This is a genomic window from Pseudonocardia sp. T1-2H, assembly GCF_038039215.1.
GTDB lineage: Bacteria > Actinomycetota > Actinomycetes > Mycobacteriales > Pseudonocardiaceae > Pseudonocardia.
Genome location: NZ_JBBPCL010000001.1, coordinates 4,904,298 through 4,923,592, shown reverse-complemented (window position 1 = coordinate 4,923,592; position 19,295 = coordinate 4,904,298). Strand labels below are relative to the sequence as shown.

General features: G+C 72.9%; 13 protein-coding genes, 2 pseudogenes and 1 riboswitch. Of the genes and pseudogenes, 13 read left to right on the top strand and 2 right to left on the bottom strand.

Going from position 1 to position 19,295, the window contains the following annotated elements; genetic code table 11:
* Positions 1-191 precede the first annotated feature (191 nt).
* The 10 genes and pseudogenes from nadD to WBK50_RS24245 all read left to right on the top strand — a co-directional run bounded on the left by nadD (position 192) and on the right by WBK50_RS24245 (position 13,179).
* Positions 192-806, top strand: a complete 615-nt coding sequence (gene nadD / locus WBK50_RS24290; RefSeq protein ID WP_341337817.1) for a nicotinate-nucleotide adenylyltransferase — start codon at positions 192-194, stop codon at positions 804-806.
* A gap of 132 nt (positions 807-938) precedes the next feature.
* A complete protein-coding gene (gene rsfS, locus WBK50_RS24285) occupies positions 939-1,337 on the top strand; it encodes a ribosome silencing factor (protein WP_341339492.1) in 399 nt (132 codons plus the stop codon).
* Positions 1,334-1,951, top strand: a pseudogene (locus WBK50_RS24280) (histidine phosphatase family protein); the annotation flags it as partial. The gene rsfS and the pseudogene WBK50_RS24280, both read left to right, overlap by 4 nt.
* On the top strand, positions 1,947-2,705 hold the full coding sequence (gene octT / locus WBK50_RS24275) for a diglucosylglycerate octanoyltransferase (protein ID WP_341339491.1): 759 nt from the start codon (positions 1,947-1,949) through the stop codon (positions 2,703-2,705). The pseudogene WBK50_RS24280 and the gene octT, both read left to right, overlap by 5 nt.
* 11 nt (positions 2,706-2,716) lie before the next feature.
* Entirely contained in the window at positions 2,717-3,571 is an 855-nt protein-coding gene (locus WBK50_RS24270; protein ID WP_341339490.1) for a DegV family protein, read from the top strand.
* A gap of 143 nt (positions 3,572-3,714) precedes the next feature.
* Positions 3,715-4,746, top strand: coding sequence for a ComEA family DNA-binding protein (locus WBK50_RS24265; RefSeq protein WP_341337816.1), 1,032 nt, complete (start codon positions 3,715-3,717; stop codon positions 4,744-4,746).
* Positions 4,747-4,844: 98 nt separating this feature from the next.
* Positions 4,845-7,256 (top strand): DNA internalization-related competence protein ComEC/Rec2, encoded by a 2,412-nt coding sequence (locus WBK50_RS24260; RefSeq protein WP_445942389.1) that lies wholly within the window; start codon positions 4,845-4,847, stop codon positions 7,254-7,256.
* A gap of 2,250 nt (positions 7,257-9,506) precedes the next feature.
* On the top strand, positions 9,507-10,910 hold the full coding sequence (locus WBK50_RS24255; protein WP_341337814.1) for a hypothetical protein: 1,404 nt from the start codon (positions 9,507-9,509) through the stop codon (positions 10,908-10,910).
* Positions 10,911-10,951: 41 nt separating this feature from the next.
* On the top strand, positions 10,952-11,854 hold the full coding sequence (locus WBK50_RS24250) for a hypothetical protein (protein WP_341337813.1): 903 nt from the start codon (positions 10,952-10,954) through the stop codon (positions 11,852-11,854).
* Entirely contained in the window at positions 11,803-13,179 is a 1,377-nt protein-coding gene (locus WBK50_RS24245; protein ID WP_341337812.1) for a sensor histidine kinase, read from the top strand. Before WBK50_RS24250 ends, WBK50_RS24245 begins: the two co-directional genes overlap by 52 nt.
* A 146-nt stretch (positions 13,180-13,325) precedes the next feature.
* Here WBK50_RS24245 and thrC read toward each other — a convergent pair whose 3' ends face one another.
* A complete protein-coding gene (thrC, locus tag WBK50_RS24240; RefSeq protein ID WP_341337811.1) occupies positions 13,326-14,597 on the bottom strand; it encodes a threonine synthase in 1,272 nt (423 codons plus the stop codon).
* Between the two features lie 6 nt (positions 14,598-14,603).
* Positions 14,604-14,748, bottom strand: a riboswitch (SAM riboswitch).
* A gap of 145 nt (positions 14,749-14,893) precedes the next feature.
* Between thrC and holA the strand changes: the two genes are divergently transcribed.
* Positions 14,894-15,877, top strand: coding sequence for a DNA polymerase III subunit delta (holA, locus tag WBK50_RS24235; protein ID WP_341337810.1), 984 nt, complete (start codon positions 14,894-14,896; stop codon positions 15,875-15,877).
* A gap of 168 nt (positions 15,878-16,045) precedes the next feature.
* Here holA and rpsT read toward each other — a convergent pair whose 3' ends face one another.
* Positions 16,046-16,312, bottom strand: coding sequence for a 30S ribosomal protein S20 (gene rpsT, locus WBK50_RS24230; protein ID WP_341337809.1), 267 nt, complete (start codon positions 16,310-16,312; stop codon positions 16,046-16,048).
* Between the two features lie 308 nt (positions 16,313-16,620).
* Between rpsT and WBK50_RS24225 the strand changes: the two are divergent.
* A pseudogene (locus WBK50_RS24225) lies at positions 16,621-18,342 on the top strand (circularly permuted type 2 ATP-grasp protein).
* The gene (locus WBK50_RS24220) at positions 18,342-19,286 is read left to right on the top strand and encodes an alpha-E domain-containing protein (protein ID WP_341337808.1); all 945 of its coding nucleotides are present in this window, start codon (positions 18,342-18,344) and stop codon (positions 19,284-19,286) included. Before WBK50_RS24225 ends, WBK50_RS24220 begins: the two are co-directional and overlap by 1 nt.
* The last annotated feature ends 9 nt before the right edge of the window (positions 19,287-19,295 follow it).

The following is a 19,295-nucleotide window of genomic DNA, read 5'->3' as shown; positions in this document are numbered from 1 at the left end:
GCCGGCCCCCGAGCCCGCCTCCCGGTGACCCGTCCGGCCGGGCCGGCCGTCGATCGTCGTGGCGGAGGGGTCTGGGTACCTGGTGCCCCGGCGGTTCCCTCCGGCACATCCGCGTGACCGAACGCGCCGGACGGCCGGGACGTGGCCGAACGGGTGAGGACGCAACGCCCGCGGGCGCATAGTCTGCGTCGATGCAGCGCAAGATCGGCGTCATGGGCGGCACGTTCGACCCCGTGCACCACGGGCACCTCGTCGCCGCCAGCGAGGTCGCCGACCGGTTCGACCTCGACGAGGTGCTGTTCGTCCCGACCGGGCAGCCGTGGCAGAAGTCGGCCAAGTCCGTCAGCCCCGCCGAGGACCGGTACCTGATGACGGTCATCGCGACGGCGTCGAACCCGCGGTTCAGCACCAGCCGGGTGGACATCGACCGAGGAGGACCGACGTACACCGCGGACACCCTGAGGGACCTCGCCGCCACGATGCCCGACGCCGAGCTGTTCTTCATCACCGGCGCGGACGCGCTCTCCCAGATCCTGTCCTGGCGCAAGGTCGACGAGCTGTTCGAGCTCGCGCACTTCGTCGGCGTGACCCGTCCCGGCTACGACCTGGGCGACGAGCACCTGCCGGAGGGCTCCGTGACGCTGGTCGAGGTACCGGCGATGGCGATCTCGTCCACGGACTGCCGGAACCGCGTCGCCGAGGGGCGCCCGGTCTGGTACCTGGTGCCGGACGGCGTCGTCCAGTACATCTCGAAGACGGGGCTCTACGCCGCCGATCAGCCGGTCGGCGTCTCGCATCCCGCCTAGGTCCGTCCTGCCCGTGCCCGCCGACCCCCGCGCCTCGGGAGCGGCCGGGCGCGGCTGCCACACTGGACCCGGCTGCATCCTCTCATCGGGTGGGCCGGAGAGCAGCTGAGCACAGAGGGAGTCGTGACCGCAGTGGCGGCAACAGAAGAGGCACTCGAGATGGCCCGGGTGGCCGTGGCGGCCGCCGCCGACAAGCTGGCCCAGGACATCACCGTGCTGGACGTGTCCGACCAGCTCGTCATCACGGACTGCTTCGTCATCGCGTCGGCGCCCAACGAGCGCCAGGTGCAGGCCATCGTCGACGAGGTCGAGGAGAAGCTGCGCCAGAACGGGGTGAAGCCCACCCGCCGCGAGGGTGCGCGCGAGGGCCGCTGGGTCCTGCTGGACTTCACCGACATCGTGGTGCACGTGCAGCACAACGAGGAGCGGAGCACCTACGGTCTCGACCGGCTGTGGAAGGACTGCCCGCGGATCGACTTCCCGGAGGCCCGGGTCGAGGCGGATCCCGACGACACCGTCACGGCTCCGTGAGCCTCCGCCGGGTCGTCCTGCTCCGGCACGGGCAGACGGACTACAACGTGGCCGGACGCATGCAGGGCCACCTGGACTCCCACCTCACCGAGGAGGGGCGCGAGCAGGCGCGCCGCGCGGCCCCGGTCATCGCGCGGATGTCCCTGGACCGCATGATCAGCTCGGACCTGACCCGGGCGGTGGACACCGCCGAGGAGGTGTCCGCCGCCTCCGGACTGGCGGTCAAGCTGGACCAGCGGCTCCGCGAGACGCACCTCGGGGAGTGGCAGGGCCGCAGCGTCGGCGAGGTCGAGGTCGACTACCCGGGCGCGATCACCGAGTGGCGCGGGGACCCGCGCTGGACCCCGCCCGGCGGCGAGTCCCGCGTCGACGTCGTGCGGCGCTCGCTGCCCGTCGTCGAGGAGATCGACGAGGAGTACGCGGACGAGGTCGGCGAGCAGTCGCTGCTCCTCGTGGCGCACGGCGGGATGATCGCCGGGATGGTGTGCGGGCTGCTGGACCTTCCCGAGTCCACGTGGCCGATCATCGGCGGGATGGGCAACTGCAAGTGGGCGGTCGTCGCGAGGCGCGCGGACCACCCGCGCTGGCGGCTGTCCGGGTACAACATCGGTGTCAGCTGGCTTCTCGGGCCGTCCCACGCTCCTCGTCCTCGGGGACTCGCTGACCTTCCACGGACCCGAGCGGGCCGAGCCGTCGGACGATCCGCGCCTCTGGCCCAACATCGCCGCCGCCGCGCTGGGTGGGCACGCCGAGATCGTCGCCGGGATCGGCTGGACGGCCCGGCATGCCTGGCACGCGCTCACCCACGACCCGCGGGTGTGGGCCCTCATGCCGAGGATCGACGCGCTGGTGCTCGGCACGGGCGGGATGGACACGCTCCCGTCACCGCTGCCGACGGCACTACGCGAGCTGATCCCGGCGGTCCGCCCCGCCCGCGCGCGACGGGTGCTGCGCGACGGCTACCTGCGCGCGCAGCCCGGCCTCTCGCGGGCGTTCGCCCGTCTCCCGGGCGGCGGCCCGGTGGCGCTCCCACCGCGGCTCACCGTCTCCTACCTGCAACGATGCCGCGACGCGGTGCTCGCGCTGCGCCCCGGGATCCCGGTCGTCGCGGCCCTGCCGTCCGTGCACCGCGCCGCGGTCTACGGCCACGCGCACCCCGGGCGGGTCCCCGCCGAGCGGGCCACCCGGGACTGGGCAGCGGACGTCGGGGCGCGGATCCTGGACGTCCCGACGCTGGTCGCGGCGCACGTGCTCGGCGGGCACGGCAACCCGGACGGCATGCACTGGGGATGGGAGGGGCACCGGAGGGTCGGCGAGGCGCTCGGGTCGATCCTGGCGCGCGAGCTGCCCGCCCGGCCCGGCCGCTAGGGTCGGCTGTCATGCCCCCCTCGCCCGTCGCCGTCGTGACCGACTCGACGACGGACCTCCCGTCGGGGGTCGCCGCCCGCAGCGCCATCACGATCGTGCCGCTCGAGGTCCGGATGGGGGAACGGACCGGTCGCGACGGCATCGACATCGGCCCGGGAGACCTGAGCGCGGCCCTCGCGGACCGGAGCCTGGACGTCCAGACCTCCCGGCCGACGCCCGCCGCGTTCGCCGAGGTGTACCGCGCGCTGCTCGCGGACGGCGCGCCGTCCGTGGTGTCCGTGCACCTCTCCCGGGAGCTGTCCGGCACCTGGGACGCCGCCCGGCTCGCCGCGGAGGAGGTCGGGCCGGGACGGGTCCGGGTCGTGGACTCGCGTGCGGTCGCGATGGGCCTCGGGTACGCGGTGCTCGCGGCCGTCCGCGCCGCGGAGTCCGGGTGCGCCGGAGCCGCGGTGGAGGAGGCCGCCACCGCGGTCGCCGCCCGCTGCCGCGTCTTCTTCTGCGTCGACGACCTGGACCGGCTCCGCCGGGGCGGCCGGATCGGTGCGGCCACGGCCTTCCTGGGCACCGCGCTGTCCGTCAAGCCGATCCTGCACCTGGCGGAGGGGCGGATCCGGCCGCTGGAGAAGGTGCGGACCGCGGCCCGGGCCACGCAGCGGCTCGTCGAGCTCGCGGTGAAGGCGGCAGGGGAGGGCGCGGACCTCGCCGTGCACCACCTCGGGGCGGCCCATCGGGCCGAGGAGCTGGCGGACCGGCTGCGGGAGCGGTTGCCGAGCGCGTCGCGGCTGCTCGTCTCCGAGGTCGGTGCGGTGCTCGGGGCGCACGTGGGGAACGGCGCGCTCGGGGTGGTCGTGGTGCCGCGCGGGTAGGACCCGCGCAGCCTGCCACACGGCACCGACGGTTCTGCCGGATCCGGGCTCGTCGCGGGTGGGTTGTCCCCACCCCGCTCCGGCCATCCACAGCGTGACGACTCGTCCCGGAACCGGGCCCGCGCGGACCTAGCGTCCTCGGTGTGGCCCGGCGCGCAGCTCCTCCCGATCCCGGCACCCGGCTCGCCGCGGTGCTGGGAACGCCGCTGGGCCGCCCCTACCCGGACCCCGCCGACACCCCCGGTCCCGACGCTCCCGGGCCGGGGTCCCCGGCGGTGGGGTCCGGGCGGGTGGCGGCCGCCCCGCCAGGTCCCGGGGACCCGCCGACGGTGCCGATCCCGCTGCCGCTGCCCGTGCCGAGGTCGGTGCCCGTCGTCGAGCCGAGGTGGGACGGGCGGGAGGACGCGGCGTGGCCGGAGCGGGAGGAGCACACGCCGCAGCCCGTTCCCGCCCAGCCCTGGCCCGGTCGGCTCGGGATGCTCGCCCGCCGCTGGGTCCCCGAGGCCTGGCGCGGTGCCCGCCTCGACCCCGGACGGCCCGGCGCCGTCGCGCTCGTGCTGGTCGCGGCGGTGGCGGCCGTGCTCGCCGCGGTCGGTGTGTGGAGCGGGCGGCCGCAGGCGGAGCCGGTCGGGGGGCTGCCGGCGGTGGGGATCGACACCGCGGTGCCGTCCGCGCCGCCCTCGGCGCAGCCGCCCCTGGCCGCCGCGACCGCCACCACCCCGGCGGCGCCGGCCGCCGAGCTGGTCGTCAGCGTCGCGGGACGGGTCCGGCGGCCCGGCCTCGTCCGCGTCCCGGACGGCTCCCGGGTCGCGGACGTCCTCCACGCCGCGGGCGGTGCGCTCCCCGGCACGGACCTGGCCACGGTCAACCTCGCCCGGCGGGTCGCCGACGGTGAACAGGTGTCGATCGGCGTCCCGGCCGCGGTCGACGCCGCTCCCGCCGGTCCTGCCGCCTCCGGGGACGCCGCCGCCCCGGCGTCGGGCGGGAAGGTCGACCTGAACAAGGCCACCCTGGAACAGCTCGACGGCCTGCCCGGAGTCGGGCCGGTCACCGCACAGCGCATCCTGGACTGGCGCACCCGCAGCGGAAAGTTCTCCCGGGTGGACCAGCTCCGCGAGGTCGAGGGGATCGGCGAGCGGCGGTTCTCCCAGCTCAAGGACCTGGTGACGGTGTGAGCCCCAGCATCACCCGGCCGGCCGACGATCAGGACGAGGAGCCGCGCGCCCGGCCGGACCTGCGGTTGGTCCCTGCGGCGCTCGCGACCTGGGCGGTCATGCTGTTCGGGATCACCGCCGGCCCGCTCGGCGGGATCGCCGGCGCCGCGCTCGCCGTCGTCGGCCTGATCGGCGCCCTCGCGAGGACGCGCCGCCGGGCCGGCCGCACCGGGCCGGCGCTGATCGCGGCCGCTGGCTGCGCGCTCGCCGCCGGCGTGCTGGTCACGACCCACGCGGTCCAGGTGCAGGGCCATCCGCTCCGGGTGGCCGCCGAACGTGGGTCCGCGGCGACCATGCGCGTCGTCCTCCTCGACGATCCGCGGGCGATCACGACCGCGGGCTACGGCGCGTCAGCGGGCGAGGACCGGGTTCTCGTGGCGGCCGAGCTCGTGTCCGTCTCCGTCGGCGACGGGAACTGGACGTCCGGCGGGAACGTGCTGCTGATCGCCCCGGCCGAGGGCTGGCGGGAGCTGCTGCCGGGCCAGGAGGTCCGCGCCGAGGGACTGCTCGTGCCGGCCCAGCGCTCGGACCTCACGATCGCGGTCCTTCGGGTCCGAGGCCCCGCCGCCGAGGTGGGGCCGGCCCCCTGCTGGCAGACCGCCGCCGGAACGCTCCGGGACGGCCTGCGGGACGCGGCCGCGCGCGCCCTCCCGGAGGGCTCCGCGGGACTGCTGCCCGGCCTCGCGGTGGGCGACACCCGCAACCAGACGGCCGAGGTCGAGACGGACTTCAGGGCCGCCGGCCTCACCCACCTGACGGCGGTGTCCGGGGCGAACCTCGCGATCGTGGGCGGGGCCGTCCTGTTCCTGCTGCGCCGCGCCAAGGCCGATCCCCGGCTGGCCGCGCTGCTCAGCGGGCTCGCGATCGCCGCGTTCGTCGTGCTGGCCCGGCCGTCGCCGAGCGTCGTCCGCGCGGCCGTCATGGGTGGCGTGGCGCTGCTCGCCCTCGCGCTCGGCCGCGGCCGCTCGGCGGTGCCGGCGCTGGCCGTCGCGGTACTCGTGCTGCTGCTGGTCGATCCGGCGCTCGCCGTCGACGTGGGGTTCGCGCTGTCCGTCTCGGCCACCGCGGCGCTGGTGCTGATCGCGCCCGGCTGGGCCCGCGCGCTGCGGCGCCGCGGGGTACCGCAGGGTGCCGCGGAGGCGCTGGCCGTCCCGGCCGCCGCGTGCCTCGTGACGGCGCCGTTGATCGCGGGTCTCAGCGGGCAGGTCAGCCTGGTGACCGTCCTGGCGAACCTGGTGGTGGTGCCGGCGGTTGCCCCGGCGACGGTGCTCGGGGTCCTGGCGGCAACGCTGTCACCGCTGAGCGCGGAGGTCGCCACGGCGTGCGCCTGGCTGGCGAAGCCGGCCGTGGGCTGGCTGATCCTCGTCGCCGACCGGGCCGCGGCGGTGCCCGGCAGTGTCGTCCCGTGGCCCGACGGCGTGCTCGGGGCCGCGCTGCTCGCCGGGATCCTGCTGGTCCTGCTCGTGTTCTTCCGGTCCCCGCGGTGGCGCGCGCTGCTGCTGGCGATCCTGGTCGGGCTGCTGCTCGTGCTGATCCCCACCCGCGTCCGCGAACCGGGCTGGCCGCCGTCCGGCTGGACCGTGGTGGCCTGCGATGTCGGGCAGGGCGACGGGCTCGTCCTCGCCACCGGCACGCCGGGCTGGGCCGTGCTCGTCGACGCCGGGCCGGACGACGGCCTCATCGACGGCTGCCTGAGCCGGCTCGGCGTCCGTGGGCTGGCGCTGGTCGTGCTCAGCCACCTGCATGCGGACCATATCGGCGGGCTCACCGGCGCGCTGCGCGGCCGCGCGGTCTCCGGTGTGGCGGTCGGCCCGGCCCGCGAGCCCCGGTGGGCGTTCGAGCGGGTGGTGCGGGAGACGGCGGCCGCCGGGGCGCCGCTCGTCGAGCTCGACCGCGGACGGCGGCTGACCTGGCCGGGCCTCGTCCTCGACGTCCTGGCGCCCGTGCGCCCGGTGGCCTCGGTCGACCCGGACGACGGCACGCAGGTCAACGACACCTCGGTCGTCCTGCGGGCACGGACGCCCGCGGGCAGCGTGCTGCTGACCGGCGACGTCGAGCTCGACGCCCAGGCGGACCTGCTCGCATCGGGCTCGCCGCTGCAGGCGGACGTCCTCAAGATCCCGCACCACGGGTCGCGCTACTCGAGCCTGCAGTTCCTGAACGCCGTCCGGCCGCGGGCCGCCCTCGTCAGCGTGGGTGCGGGGAACAGCTACCGGCACCCGAACCCGGGGCTGATGGAGGCGCTGACCCGCGCCGGGGTGACGGTGCGGCGCACGGATCAGTCCGGGGACGTCGCGGTCGTGGCCGATCCGGACACGCACCGGGGACCTGAGCTCGTCGCGCGGGGCAGCCCGCTGCCCGCCCCACGCAGACGGGGCCCGCCCCGGGCTCGGGGCGGGCCACGGTCCGGGCGGTCCGGGTCCGGGCGGTTCGGTCGTCGAGGAGGGAGAGCACCTGACAACGACCGCTGAGCCTTCCGCCGGTCAGCCGAGGATCGGCCGCAGCGCGTCGAACTCCTTCGCAGGCTCGCCGCCGGAGGGATACCGAGGCCGACGTCGAGCGGCTTCCGGCGAACGGTGGAGCGCACACCGCGGGCGCCTCTACCGGAGCCGCGGCAGCATCAGTCGCTGCATCAGGGGGACAGCCCGGCGGCTTAGGAACCCATATCGGAGTATCACAGCCCGATTGGCCAGCACCGTGGACGCCGCCGCTGTTCATCGCACCGACGAGGTCGGTAGTGGCCCATGCCGTCGGTGCCGAGACCAGCAAGGCCGAGACCAGCAAGGCCATCACCAGGAAGGCCCTCACCAGCGACGCCATGTATTGCTGGGTCTTGAGTTCGCAGCAGCTCAGGTACTTCGCCATGATGTCTCCTGCGGGGCCCAGGCCTGGGTTCCTCTTCTCGGTGTTCATCTCCTCGATGAGACTGCCAGCCGCGCATCGAGAACGGGAGGGAGTGCACCCCCGAACAATGGGGGCCGAACCCTACTTCCGCGTTGGGGTAAACCCCACCGGCCGGTTGTCGGCGACCTTCGCCAGGGCTCGTCGTCTCCTGGGGGCCTCCGGGCCCACTCCTTCCCATCGAGCGTGCCCATACCAGATTCACGTCGCTATGGGGTCCGCCCCCGGGAGGCCGGGGGGACACCCGCCTCCGTGGGAGGGTTAACCCTACCTGCCTTCCAAGAGGCGGCCGGAATGCTGATCGGTCAGCGGTCCACGTGGATCTTCCCGGCGCCACACCCAGGACCCGCTCGCCGGGCCGTGGGGTGCCACCAGCGTCCGGCCGGCTGACGCGACGTCCCCCTGTGGACCGGGCCACACCATCGGGTGGAAGGTGCCCGCACGAGCATCAGAGCGCTCTCGACCGTACGCAGTTCTACGTACCGAGCGCTCTGTGCCGGTATTCAACCAAGATGGATGGCGAGCCGGGCCTGAGTCTTGTCGCGCCATTGTCCGGACGAACGGGCCGGTCCGGCGTTCTACCCTGACCCCAGGCGCGGATGCCGTGTCCGAGGACCTCGAGGTATGGCGGAACCCGCGACGGAACAGCTGCTCGCCGTCAGTAGCCCGAACCGGCATTCGGCCAGGTCGAGCCAGGACGAGCCGGGTCGCATGAAGTGCCTGTGGAAGCGCGGATGCGCCCGCGGTCGGGCGCGAGCCACCGGCACCTCACAGGGTGCACGTCCGTGTCGGCCGACACCAGTTCGTCCGGCTTCATCAGGAACTCACTGACGCCGTCGGCGCGGTGACGGCGAGGGGTTGAGCGGACCACCTCCCGCCGGTCGTGTGGACGGCGGCCGATAGCGTCGTGATGCCGTGCCCGACGTAGTCGTGGTGCGCCGCTGGGGAATTTCCCGGAATTGTCGACACTATCAATGTCGAACGGTCCACAGCCCGATCCGGCTCTTCTCGTCCATTACGGGACCAGCTTCCTTTGCGGCGGGTGGAGGTGGAGCCCGACGGTCGTCCAGATCCGCCCGACCGTCGACCGCGACAACCTGCTTCGGCGGCCAGGAATGGCCTCCGCCAGTACATCTCCTCCGTCGGAGATCGTTTCATGGTGGTGTCCGGGAGAGCTTTGATCTGTGCATCGGCGAATCTTCACCGGGGCAGCGGGACCGGCTCTTCGGACGACCCGTCCGGGCGCGAATCGAGGAAGCAGTCATATCGCCTCGCCGTCGATTGCGACCAACGTCTGACTCCGTCGGCTGCTGATTCCTCTTTGCCCCGGCACAACCCCGTACCGCACCGCCCGGGGACGCGTTCGCTCCCCATGACCACCCACGCCAGCGCCTCACACAGCTTCTCTCGGTCACGCCGGCTCCGGCAACGGTATCCCCGTACTCGGCTACGCCGTGTACGTAACGTCGTCGACGAAATCGAACACAGGATGACGGTTTTCGAGGCGAATTTCGTCATAAAGCGTCGACGGTTTCCGCTGTTCGACTTCCGGGCACGGATGCCTTGCTCGTGCCTCCGGAGGAGGGGTTGCCGCATCTTGGGCCGCTCGCTCCGGCTCCCCTTTTCGCAGGCGCTTGATTGAATCCACTCCAGCCTTTGTTCGTTGCCGGGAATGGCGGGGATTCGTCTTCGTGGAGGCAGCTTCACTGCGAGGAACCGAAGTGATTGCAGTGTGCGGCGTCCTTGGCACCGTCCGACAGGAGGCCTAGGGTGTCCCCTTACCAGCCGACGGGGGATCCGGGTGGGACCGGTGGTGCGGAATGAACCGGACGATCGTGGCGCAGCTCGCGCGGCCGTTGCTGATCAGTATCTGCGTCGCTGCGGTCCTGATCTGCGTGGTGCGGATCGGCAGCGAGGTGCTCCGGAAGTCGCCGGTACTCGGGCCCTTCGCCGTACTGCTGCCCTTCGTGGCTGCGGCAGTGTGCGTGGTCGGGCTCGGTGTGCTGCGGCCGCGGATCGACCGGCTGATCGGCCATTTGACCCACCACCGTGAGGTGAGCCCGTACTCGGCCCTGGCGGCGGCCGCGACGCAGATGCGAGCAGCCTCCCTGGAGGAGGCTCTCCCCGGCCTCGCAAAGGTGCTGGCGGACGGTACCGGGGCCAGCCGGACCGCGGTGTGGCTCGCCGTCGGCGACCAACTGCACAGCGCGGCCACCCAGCCGCCCGAAGGCGCGGGACCGCCGACCATCGAGAACCTCGCCGTCCTGCTCGACCGAACGGGCACCGGCTGTGTGGTCCCGGTACTCGAGGGGACGGTGCTGCGCGCGGCGCTGGCCGTCGAGAAGCCGGACGCAGGGATCACGCCGGAGGACCACCGGCTGGTGCAGGACATGGCGAACGGCGCCGGGTTACTGCTGCGCTGCGTCGCGCTCAACGCCGAGGTGGCGGAGCGGATCCGCCGGGTCGATGGTCTCGCTGCCGATCTCGAGGCGTCCAGACAGCGGCTCGCCCGGGCGCGCGAGGTCGAACGCCGCCGCTTGATCACAGAGCTCGGTCACGCGACGACGGATCGGCTCGCGGCGCTACGGACCGAGGTGCTCGAGGCGCGGGCGGACCTCGACCCCGGGCGGGAACGGGCGGACAGGGTGAAAGATGCCCTGGAGCGGGCCCGCGTCGGGCTGGACGACCTGACCGACCGGTTCCGCGTGATTGCTCGTGGGGTGTACCCGGCGGTGCTGCGCGAGCAGGGACCGGTGGCGGCGCTCGACGAGCTGGCCGCGGACCTGCCGCGGCCGGTGCGGCTGACCGGCGACCTCACTCGACGGCTGGCCTGGGAGATCGAGTCCGGAATCTACTACGTCGCGGCCTGCGCGGTGCAGAAACTGGCCGGCCGGCCAGCCGAGCGCGAGTTGCTGGTGCACTTCGAACAGACCCCGGGCCGGTTGAGCGTGCAGATCGAGGACGCCGCACCCGCCGTCGCTGTGGAGCAACTGCGTGACGCACTCGCCGGCGACACGGAGCGGCTCGAGGCCCTGGGTGGAGACCTCGACCTGACCGACGAGCCGGCAGTCGAGGCCGAGGGGGCAGCATGCGAACCGGGCTCCGACGTCGCGACCCCCCGTGGGGCAGCACCGGGCCGGATGGTCATCGTGCGGGCCTGGCTGCCCGACCGGCTCGAGCCCCCGCTCGTCGAGTCGAGCACCGTCGTGGCGGAGGTGCGATGAGGGGGCGTAGCTGGTCCCGGCCGGCCACTGTGGGCTTCGCCGTGCTGTTGGGGATCTCCGGTGTCCTCTCGGTCGGCTCGCTCGTTCTGGGTGCGGTGGTGGTGGCCGCGGATACCGCACCGGGTATCAAAGCGGCACTGGAAGTTGGGGCGCAGGGCCACTTCTGGGCGCGCGGGCTGCTCGAGGCGGAGCGGAGCTGCGAGTCGCTCTCCCAAGCCGCGCTGGACTACGCGTTCAGTGCGCTCAACTTGACCATCGCCGCGATGCTGCTGGCCTCGCGCGCACAGGAATGGCCCATCCGGCTGCTGACGATCGCGATGGTCGCCTCGGCGGGCGCGTTCAACCTGCAGGCGAACGCCGGGGCGGTCGCGGTGCAGGCTGCGGGAGCCCTGCCCGTAGGGAATCTGCCCCAGGTTCTGCTGAGCGGCGTGGCCTACGCGAGCTATCTCCTGGGGCTGCTGCTCTTCCCCTGGGGTCGGCTCCTGCGCCCGGGTTCTGAATTGCGCAAGATCCTGATCGCCGTGGGAGTCAGTGCTCTGATGCTGGTCGGCGAGGGGGCCGGGCTCATCCCGGAGAGCATCGGCACCGTGCTGTTCTTCGGGTTTCTCGTCCCGGTGGTCGTGCTGGCCGCGCTGACGCGGCGGCAGATCCGCCCCGGCACGACCATGGAGCAGCGCAGCCAGGCCCGGATGCTGTTCACGGTGCTGGCGGCCGTGCTCGCCATCGCGGCCGCACTGGGATTGGTCACGCTGCTGGCGTTGCGTTTCCCGGGGTGTATTGGCCCCCCGCGACAATCGTCGATCCGACGCCACGTGGCAGCGGCGGGAGCGGGGAGCCGACCGCGCTGCTGTTCTGGTTCGCCCGCTTCGCATCGGCGGCGATCGCCGCAGCCGTGCTGGTCGCGACGCGGCGGACGGGGTTGTGGAACACCGAGCAGGTGCTGAGCCTGGCGCTGACCACGACGCTGGTGGTGGCGCTGGTCGGCGGCGGCTTCGTGGTCGTCGAGGGGATACTCGTCGCCTCGATCGTCTCCGGTGTCCTGGGCGGTTTCGTTCTGGTCACGGTGCTCGCCACGGCGCTGGAAGCGCTGTCGTTCCTACCCGTACACATGCGCGCCGAGCGGCTGGTCGACCGGCTGCTCTACGGGACCCGGCCGACGCCCTACAGCGTGCTCGCCGGCCTCGCGGCACTGTCGCGCCTCACCCCGAGGGATGCTCCGGATCTGGCACGAGTCGCCGAGGCCATCGCACGAAGCCTGGGGGCAGCCAGCTGCAGACTGAGCGTCGTCCGGCCCGGACTGCCCGACCGCAGCTACTCATGGACCGAGGACGGCACCGACCCGGGCACCGAGGATCTGGTCGAGGTGCCCGTGTGTCACGGCGAGGAGCGCATCGGGTCGATCGCCGTGGACCGCGGGGCAGTCGTCGGCATGTACGCGGAACGACGTCGCCTGATGATGAACATGGCTGACAGCCTGGGTGTGGTGGTACAGGCGAGCCGGGCCGGATTCGAGCTGGAGCGCCAGCTCCGGACCGCGGTGGCGCACGCCGAGGACATCGCGGTGTCGCGGCGCCGGGCGGTTGCGGAGATGGACAGTGAACGACGGCGGATCGAGCGTGACCTGCACGACGGCGCCCAGCACCGTCTGGTGTCCCTGCGTCTCGCCCTCGGCCTGGTCCAGCACCAGGTCGCCACTGCGCAGTTCGACCAGGCCCGGAACCAGCTCGACGACATGCCCGGGCAGATCGAGACGGTGGAGGCGGTGCTCGCCGACACCGTGACCGGGGTGTCGACCCTGCTGCTGTCCGAACGGGGTCTGGCAGCGGCGCTGGAGCTGGAGCTGTCGGGTGGGCACCCGCCGGTCACCCTGGACTTCGGCGGCCTCGTCGCCGACCGCCGATTCCCGGCCGACGTCGAGGCCGCCGTGTACTTCTGCTGCCTGGAGTCGGTCAGCAATGCTCACAAGCATGCGCCTGGCGCGGCCGTGGCGGTGCGCCTGGCGGAGGCCGCCGAGTGGCTGTGCTTCACCGTGCGCGACGACGGGCCGGGATACGACCTCGGGGCAGAGCCGGGGTCGCCGGGCCGCGGGCTGCGCAACGTGCTGGCCCGGATGGGCGCGGTCGGTGGTCGGCTGGAGATCCGTTCCAGGCCGGGAGCCGGTACCACCGTCGAGGGTTCGATCCCCCTATCGGCCGACGGTTCGGGGCCCGTACGCCGAGATGCGACGGTGCTTCTGGGGTCGCATCCCGGACGGAGCCGACCCGCCTGACGCGAACGCCGGCTGAGAGGCTGAGATCGCACGGTGGCGGGACCGGAGCTCGACGCGGGGCAGCCCGCTGCCCGCCCCCGCGGATGCGGCCCGCCCCGGGCTCGGAGCGGGCTCCGGGTCCGGGCGGGCACAAGGTCCGGGCGGGTTCAGTCGTCGAGGAAGGAAAGAGCCTCGCGCACGGCTTTGCTGGTGGACGGGACGGTCGCGGTCGGGCCGACCTGGCCGGAGACCGCGTCGAGGGTCTTGAGGCCGTCGCCGGTGATCAGCAGGACGGTCTCGGCGTCCGGGTCGATGAGCCCGGCCTCGATGAGCTTCTTCGCCGTCGCCACGGTGACGCCACCGGCGGTCTCGGCGAAGACGCCCTCGGTGCGGGCGAGCAGCCGGATGCCCTCGACGACCTCCTCGTCGGTCACGTGCCCGACGGCGCCGCCGGTGCGCCGCACCGAGTCCAGCACGTAGGGGCCGTCGGCCGGGTTGCCGATGGCGAGCGAGCGGGCGATGGTGTCCGGCTTGACCGGCTGGACCACGTCGTGCCCGTTCTCGAAAGCCGCGGCGACGGGCGAGCAGCCCGTCGCCTGCGCGCCGAAGATCGTGTAGGGGGTGTCCTCGACCAGGCCGAGCTTCACGAACTCGGCGAAGCCCTTGTCCACCTTGGTGAGCTGCGAGCCGGAAGCGACCGGCACGACGATCTGCCGGGGCAGCCGCCAGCCGAGCTGCTCGGCGACCTCGTAGCCCAGGGTCTTCGAGCCCTCGGCGTAGTACGGGCGGACGTTCACGTTCACGAACGCCCACTCCTCGTGCTCCGCGGCCAGCTCCGTGGCGAGGCGGTTCACGTCGTCGTAGTTGCCGTCGACGGCGAGCAGCGTGCCGCCGTAGACCGCGGTGGTGGTGATCTTCGCCTGCTCCAGCGAGGAGGGGATCAGCACGACCGAGTCCCAGCCGGCGCGGGCGGCGGCCGCGGCGACGGCGTTGGCCAGGTTGCCGGTGGAGGGGCAGCACAGGACCTTGAAGCCGAGCTCGCGGGCGGCGGCGAGGGCGACGGCGACGACGCGGTCCTTGAACGAGTGCGTCGGGTTGCCGGTGTCGTCCTTCACCCACAGCTTGCGGACGCCGAGCTCGGCGGCGAGCCGGTCCGCCTGGATCAGCCGGGTCAGGCCGGGCTCGGTATTCGGGAACGTCTGCACGTTCGTCGGGACCGGGAGCAGGTCCTTGTAGCGCCAGATCGACTTCGGGCCGGCCTCGATGGCCTCGCGGGTGATGGCCGGGAAGTCGTAGGCCACCTCGAGCGGGCCGAAACACCGGGGGCACGCGAACTCCGCGGCCAGCGGGATCTGGTGGCCGCACTCGCGACACGAGAGCGCGCGGGCGGGGCCGAGGTCGTACGACGTGCCGGCAGGGATGTCAGCAGTGAGAGTCACGAGATCTCCTCATCTGTCCCGCGTGGTTCGCGGGCCGGAATTGGCACCTGGTTCGTCGACGAGCGGACACGGATGTGTTCGCGCGGATCGTCGCTCGACGCCGGTTGCCGGGGCTTCAACGGGCCGTTCCCTCTACCCCTCTGGATGAGCCATATGCAGTTGTGCCACCGGGCAAGGCGAACCTCGCCACGTGGATGACCGAGACGTTACGGCACGGGTTTCGGTCTGCGAAAGCCGGAGTCCCGCATGTGGGAGGCGGGTCACGATCCACCGGCCCGGTGGGCCACGATGGAGGGGTGAGCTCCGCAGCCTCTCCGCGCACCCGGCCGCCCGCCCCCGTGCAGCTGATCGTGGGCGAGGAGGAACTGCTGGTCGAGCGCGCGGTGATCGACGTGCTCCGCGCCGCCCGGGCCGTGGACCCCGAAGCGGAGATCCGCCGGTTTCGCGCCTCCGAGATCACTCCGGGGAAGCTCGCGGGATACCTCAGCCCGTCGCTGTTCGCCGAGGGACGCGTGGTCGTCGTCCAGGCCGCGCAGGAGGCGAACAAGGAGATGGCCGCCGCGATCACCTCCTATGCGGCCGAACCGGCCGACGGCATCGTGCTGGTCGCGCTGCACGCCGGCGGGGCCCGGGGCAAGGCCTTGGCGGACGAGCTGCGCAAACGCGGCGCGAACGTCACCACCTGCGACCGGATCACCCGCGCCGAGGCCCGCGCGGACTTCGTCCGGTCCGAGGTCCGGCGCGCGGGCGGGTCGATCAGCGGGGACGCGGTCGCGGCCCTGCTGGAGGCGGTCGGCTCGGACCTGCGGGAACTCGCCGCGGCTACCGGCCAGCTCGTCGCGGACACCGGTGGTTCGATCGACGTGCACGCCGTCCGGCGCTACCACCGCGGCCGCGCCGAGTCCTCCGGCTTCGCGGTGGCGGACAAGGCGGTGGCCGGGGACCGGACGGGGGCGCTGGAGGCGCTGCGCTGGGCGCTCGTGCTCGGTGTCGCCCCGGTCCTGGTGGCGGACGCCCTGGCGGACGCGGTCCGCACGCTGGCGAAGGTCGGGGCCGCGGGGCGCGGGGACCCCAACCGGCTCGCCGGTGCGCTCGGGATGCCGCCCTGGAAGGTCCGCAAGGCCCAGGGACAGGTCCGAGCGTGGCGGCCGGAGGGCCTCGCGGTGGCGATCGCGGCGACGGCGCAGGTCAACGCGGACGTGAAGGGCGCGGCCGCGGACACGGGCTACGCCCTGGAGCGTGCGGTCCTGGCGATCGTCGAGGCCCGCCACCCCCACTGACCCCCTGCCGTTCGACCGTCGGGCCTGCTCGGGTACCACGCCGCTCGAGTGGCTCGAGCAGCGCAGGCTGACGCTCGAGCCACTCAAGTGGCGGGAGGCGGCGGCCCCGAACGCACCGAAGGCGCCATCCCGGTGGGGATGGCGCCTTCGGCGGATGCAGTGCGTGCGTCAGGCGCTGACGGCCTTCGCGCGCTTGGCCAGCGCCGACTTGCGGTTCGCGGCCTGGTTCTTGTGGATGACGCCCTTCGAGGCCGCCTTGTCCAGTGCCTTCGCCGCGGCCTTCTGCAGCTCTAGGGCCTTCTCGCCGTCGCCGGCGTCGAGGGCCTCACGGAAGCGGCGGACGGCCGTCTTCACGGAGGACTTGACCGCCTTGTTGCGCTGACGCGCCTTCTCGTTGGTCTTGACCCGCTTGATCTGGGACTTGATGTTCGCCACGCGTTTTGCCTCGAGTCGTCGAAGATGCCTGCAGTTCGGGGGGCCCAGGCGACACCGAACGTGATAGGAATCCGGTCGAGCACGCCGAGCACTCGGTCAACCATGCTAACAGCGCACCAGACGCACGGTCACACCGCCCCGTTCCCGCGTGCAGGTACTCCCGCGGTGCCGGGGGCGACCCCATCCTGACACACGGCCGTCGGCGTCCCGGACCCGCTGCCGGCAACACCCTGCCCAGATGTGGGACGGGAGGTCACGGGGGCATCGGCCGATGATCCGACCGTAACTCGCTCGTAGCACGCGTCCGTATGGCCCACCTTGCGCTGAACGGTCAAGATGACCCTCGTGAGCCGAGCAGTGGATCGCAGACCGAGACCCTCCCGGGGCGCCCCCGCCCGCCGCAACGGCGTCGCCCGCACCAGGACCACGGATCTGGCGGAGTCTGCGCTCTTCGACGGCTACCTGGAGCCCGATCGGCCCCATCCGGACGCGTACGACGAGATGTTCGACGCCGACGGCACGGTGCGCAGCCCCTACCGCGCCCTGCACGACGCGATCGCCCCCACCGCCGCGGCGGACCTGACCGTGCGGTCCGAGGCGCTGGACCGGGCCTACCTGGACCAGGGCATCACGTTCTCCCTGTCGGGCAAGGAGCGCCCGTTCCCGCTGGACATCGTGCCCCGGGTGATCAGTTCGACCGAGTGGAACAAGCTGCAGCGCGGCATCGTGCAGAGGGTGAAGGCCCTCGAGGCCTTCCTCGCCGACGTCTACGGGGACGCGCAGATCGTCCGGGACGGCGTGCTCCCCCGCCGGCTGATCACCAGCTGCGAGCACTTCAAGCGCTCCGCGCACCTGCTGAACCCGCCCAACGGCGTCCGCATCCACGTCGCGGGGATCGACCTGGTCCGGGACGCCGAGGGCACCTTCCGGGTGCTGGAGGACAACCTCCGCAACCCGTCGGGGGTCTCCTACGTCATGGAGAACCGCCGCACCATGGCGCGCGTCTTCCCGGACCTCTTCACCCGCCAGCGGGTCCGGGCGGTGGGGACTACTCCACCCATCTGCTGCACGCCCTGCGCGCCGCGGCCGCCCCGAACGTCGCGGACCCGACGGTCGTCGTGCTGACCCCCGGCGTCTACAACTCCGCCTACTTCGAGCACTCGCTGCTGGCCCGGCAGATGGGCGTCGAGCTCGTCGAGGGCCGGGACCTGTTCTGCCGGGACAACGTCGTCTACATGCGCACGACGGAGGGCGAGCAGCGCGTCGACGTCGTCTACCGCCGCATCGACGACGACTTCCTCGACCCGCTGCAGTTCAAGCCCACCTCGGTCCTCGGGGTCGCCGGCATCATGAACGCCGCCCGCGCCGGCAACGTCGTGATCGCCAACGCGGTGGGCAACGGCGTGGGGGACGACAAGCTCGTCTACACCTACGTCCCGGACATGATCAAGTACTACCTCGGCGAGAAGCCGGTCATCCCGAACGTCGCGACGTTCCGGTGCTGGCTCGACGAGGAGCGCGGGCACGTCATCGACCAGCTCGACGAGCTGGTGCTCAAGCCCGTCGAGGGCTCCGGCGGCTACGGGATCCTGTTCGGCCCCGACGCTTCGAAGAAGGAGCTGAGCGACGCGCGCAAGGCGATCCGCGAGGACCCGCGCGGCTGGATCGCCCAGCCCGTCGTCCAGCTCTCGACCGTCCCGACCCGCGTCGAGGACCGGCTGGTCCCGCGGCACGTCGACCTGCGGCCCTTCGCGGTCAACGACGGCGAGGACGTCTACGTGCTCCCCGGCGGCCTGACCCGGGTCGCGCTGCCGAAGGGCAGCCTCGTGGTCAACTCCAGCCAGGGCGGCGGCAGCAAGGACACGTGGGTGCTGGCCCCGAACCGGGCGCCGGAGGCCGAGCGCGAGCTCGGGCAGGCCGGCCTGGCCGCGGCGATCGGACCCGTGCAGGCCCCCGCGGCCGAGCACGGCCCGGAGCTCACGATCGGCCAGCAGCAGCAACAACAGCAACAGCAGGGGCGTGATCACTGATGCTGGCCCGCAACGCCGAGTCGCTGTACTGGATCGGCCGCTACGTGGAGCGCGCCGACGACACGGCCCGGATCCTCGACGTGTCCGTCCACCAGCTCCTCGAGGACGCCACCATCGACGTCGACGCGGCCGCCCGCCGGCTGCTCGGCGTCCTCGGCATCGAGCCCGGCACCGACTCCCCGCTCGACGCCTTCTCCCTGACCGAGGCGGTCGGCTACGCCGACGGGTCGCCCGGTTCGATCGTCTCGTCGCTGACCAGCGCCCGGGAGAACGCCCGGGGCGCGCGCGAGGTGGTCTCCTCGGAGATGTGGGAGTGCCTCAACGCGACGTGGAACGCGCTGCCGGAGCGGCAGCGCTACGCCCGCTGGGTGGGTCCGCACGCGTTCTTCTCCTACGTGGAGGACCGCGCCGCGATGTTCTCGGGCCTCGCCGCCTCCACGATGAGCCGCGACGACAGCTGGCGCTTCTACCTGCTCGGCCGCTCCGTCGAGCGGGTCGACATGATCGTCCGGATGCTGATGAGCCGCGTCTCGGACCGGATGAGCTCCCCGGGCTGGCTGCTCGTGCTGCGCTCCGCCGGCGCGCAGGACACCTACCTGCGGACCTACCGCGGCGCCGTCGACGCCATCCGGGTCGTCCAGTTCATGCTGATGGACCGGCTGTTCCCGCGGTCGGTGTTCCACTCGCTGCGGGAGGCGGAGAGCTGCCTGCAGCAGCTGGACAATCGCCCCACCGCCCGGGTCGGCGCGAACGCCGAGGCCTTGCGGCTGCTCGGCCGGGCCCGCAGCGAGCTGGAGTTCCTCCGCCCGGAGGAGCTGCTCGACGACCTGCCCGCCCAGCTGCTGGGCCTGCAGGAGACCATCCGGGACGTCGGCGAGGCCGTGTCCCTGCAGTTCTTCCACGCCGCCCCGTGGGTCGCGTGGACCGCACCGGAGGTCGTGTGATGGGCTGGC

Coding starts and splice junctions, on each gene's coding strand:
- nadD (WP_341337817.1), top strand. CDS start 192: ATGCAGCGCAAGATCGGCGTCATGGGCGGCACGTTCGACCCCGTGCAC.
- WBK50_RS24270 (WP_341339490.1), top strand. CDS start 2,717: ATGCCCCCCTCGCCCGTCGCCGTCGTGACCGACTCGACGACGGACCTC.
- WBK50_RS24260 (WP_445942389.1), top strand. CDS start 4,845: ATGCTGTTCGGGATCACCGCCGGCCCGCTCGGCGGGATCGCCGGCGCC.
- WBK50_RS24255 (WP_341337814.1), top strand. CDS start 9,507: ATGAACCGGACGATCGTGGCGCAGCTCGCGCGGCCGTTGCTGATCAGT.
- WBK50_RS24220 (WP_341337808.1), top strand. CDS start 18,342: ATGCTGGCCCGCAACGCCGAGTCGCTGTACTGGATCGGCCGCTACGTG.